Origin of the sequence: Candidatus Infernicultor aquiphilus (assembly GCF_002784285.1) — a bacterium.
GTDB lineage: Bacteria > Atribacterota > Phoenicimicrobiia > Phoenicimicrobiales > Phoenicimicrobiaceae > Infernicultor > Infernicultor aquiphilus.
This window is the reverse complement of the sequence record NZ_PFKO01000257.1, coordinates 1-2,539: the sequence shown is the minus strand read 5'-3', so window position 1 is coordinate 2,539 and position 2,539 is coordinate 1. Positions and strand designations below refer to the sequence as shown.

3 protein-coding genes and 1 pseudogene are annotated in these 2,539 nt (G+C 33.0%); 3 read left to right on the top strand and 1 reads right to left on the bottom strand.

Annotation, left to right across the window (positions count from 1 at the left end; all coding sequences use genetic code 11):
* From COZ07_RS06970 to COZ07_RS06960, 3 genes and pseudogenes are all read left to right on the top strand, one after another.
* Positions 1-511: pseudogene (locus COZ07_RS06970) on the top strand (NADH dehydrogenase subunit); the annotation flags it as partial.
* On the top strand, positions 508-1,512 hold the full coding sequence (locus COZ07_RS06965; RefSeq protein WP_406607849.1) for a respiratory chain complex I subunit 1 family protein: 1,005 nt from the start codon (positions 508-510) through the stop codon (positions 1,510-1,512). The pseudogene COZ07_RS06970 and the gene COZ07_RS06965, both read left to right, overlap by 4 nt.
* A gap of 12 nt (positions 1,513-1,524) precedes the next feature.
* Entirely contained in the window at positions 1,525-1,926 is a 402-nt protein-coding gene (locus COZ07_RS06960) for a 4Fe-4S binding protein (protein WP_406607848.1), read from the top strand.
* Between the two features lie 45 nt (positions 1,927-1,971).
* Here COZ07_RS06960 and hycI read toward each other — a convergent pair whose 3' ends face one another.
* A complete protein-coding gene (hycI, locus tag COZ07_RS06955) occupies positions 1,972-2,421 on the bottom strand; it encodes a hydrogenase 3 maturation endopeptidase HyCI (protein WP_406607847.1) in 450 nt (149 codons plus the stop codon).
* Between the last annotated feature and the right edge of the window lie 118 nt (positions 2,422-2,539).

Sequence of the window (2,539 nt, the reverse complement as noted above, 5' to 3'; positions counted from 1 at the left end):
AGATTTAGAAGTAAAAGCCATTACCCCAGATGTATTAACCGGTAAAATAAATGGTGATGTCTACGATCGAATAGTGGTCCGATTATTAGAATTAGTACAATCGATACAGATTATCGAACAGTGTTTAGATAATATGCCTTCAGGTGAAATTATTGCGGAGAAAAAGTTGGTTAAATTATTGAATCAACTAAAGAAAGCAAAAGGTGAAGGAATTGGAAGACACGAAGCCCCTCGTGGTGAAGTTATTCATTATGTAAAATTAAATGAAACAGAAACACCTGAGGTTTGGAAAGCTCGAGCTCCTACGTATAATAATTTAATGACCTGGGTTCCTATGCTTCTTGGTCAGCAAATAGCTGATATACCTATTGTAGTAGCTTCTATCGACCCTTGCATTGCTTGCATGGATAGAGTGACTATTTTAAATAAAGATAATGATCAAAAAAGTATATTAACCAGGAAAGATCTACATGAATTGAGTGTGCAAAAGACCAGGAGGATTACTCCATGAATGATCTAGTTTTATTGTTGTTAAAAATAATAGGAGCAATTATAATTGCTTTTTTAGGAGTAGTAATAGGTTTATTCTATAAAGGTATTGATAGAAAATTAGCGGCCAGAATGCAGGCACGAGTTGGTCCTCCCCTTAGGCAACCCTTTTTAGATTTCTTTAAATTAATGATTAAAGAGAATATTGTTCCAGAAAATGCGGTACCCTGGATATTTAATGGTGTACCAATTATGACTTTAGTTTCTTCTATCAGCATTTTATTTTACCTGCCTATAAGTAATATTTCCCCTTTGCTAAGTGGATATGGTGACATTATCTTGATTATTTATTTATTAACTTTACCTGCAGTCGGAATGGTGGTAGGCGGTTTTGTATCAGGTTCACCCTATGCGAATATAGGAGCACAAAGAGAAATGGTAATGATGATGAGTTATGAGTTGCCTTTAGTAACTACGGTGGTTGCTTTAGGATGGAAGCTAAGTAAGGTTTATCCCCAACTGAATGTCTTTTCTTTAGCGATAATTAATGCCCATCCTATTTGGGGATTAGTTGGGCCATTGGGCTTTGTAGGGGCGATTCTTCTATTAATTACTTTGGCAATAGTTACTCCAGGTGAGTTATCTAAGATACCTTTTGATGTCCCAGAAGCAGAGACGGAGTTAGCTGGTGGATTATTAGTAGAATATTCGGGAAGAAATCTGGCTATATTTAGTTTGGCTGATGCGGTAAAGACCATAGTAATGACTTCCTTAACGGTAGTTTTATTTTTTCCCTATAATTTATCTCCTTTATTTGCTTTAAGTGGGGTATTTGCTTTAATAATAGACCTACTATTCTTTTTAGTAAAATTACTCTTAGCAATGTTTATGGAAGTAACTTTTATTAGAGTTGCAGTTGCACGCTTAAAAATAGATCAAGTTTCTTATGCTTATTGGGTACCTTTATCACTTATAGGATTACTTGGTCTGGCTTTAATTGCTTTGGATACTATTATAGTTTGAGGTGATAATAAGATGCCCACACCAATGGGATTTGAGTTGTTAAAACAGTTATTTAAAAAACCAGCTACCAATGTATTTCCGATTACCTATTATCCTGAATCGATCTTAAAATTATTGGAAAAAATTGAAAAGGGAGAAGCAAAGATACATCCTCCTGTAGAAATACCTGAAAAATTTAGAGGAAAGATTGTTTACGATAGGGATAAGTGCATAGGTTGTAAATTATGTATACAGGTTTGTCCTGCACAGGCAATTGAATTTATTCCCGATAAAAAGAAGATTAGAATTCATATTGATCATTGTATTTTCTGTTCTCAATGTAACGATATATGCCCGGTAAATTGTCTGCATATGAGCGATGAATTTCTTCTTGCTGATACAGATAAAAAATCATCTAAATTGATTGTAGAATAAGATTAATTGTAAGGTTATAAATAAAAAAATATAAGAATAATAATTCTATAGTTTATTAATAAGATTGAATTTTTTATCTCTTAATATTTTTATTATTTTTAGGGAACTCTCCAAAATTTCAGGGCTGATAGAAGCAGAATAATCAATAATTTTAGGTTGTATACCGATAAAAATAATTTCTCTGGTAAGTTTTTCTAAATAAGAAATTAAAAAAGAAAGAGGAATATTATGGGTAGTTAGGTGCATAGTATTAATTCTATTAGGACTGATTATTCTAAACTCACCTGGTTCGAGGTCCATTTCTACTACATCGATGAGTACTACAAGAGTGGGCCTATTTTTTTTAATGAGGGAGGTAAAATTTTCAGGAGCAACCCCACAATCAAGGGAGAGCCAATGGCGATCTTTAAAATTTCTGGCAATAATTGATCCTATTCCATCATCACCTCGAAGTGTATTTCCTATACCCATTAGAATATAACTTTTTAAATTCATCTGGTTGTTCCTTTTATTAATTAGCCTATTTACCAATTCTCCTATTGATTAATTGGTTAATCGGGTAATTGGTAGATTGGTTAATTGGCAAATTGGTTAATTGATGGTTAATATGCTA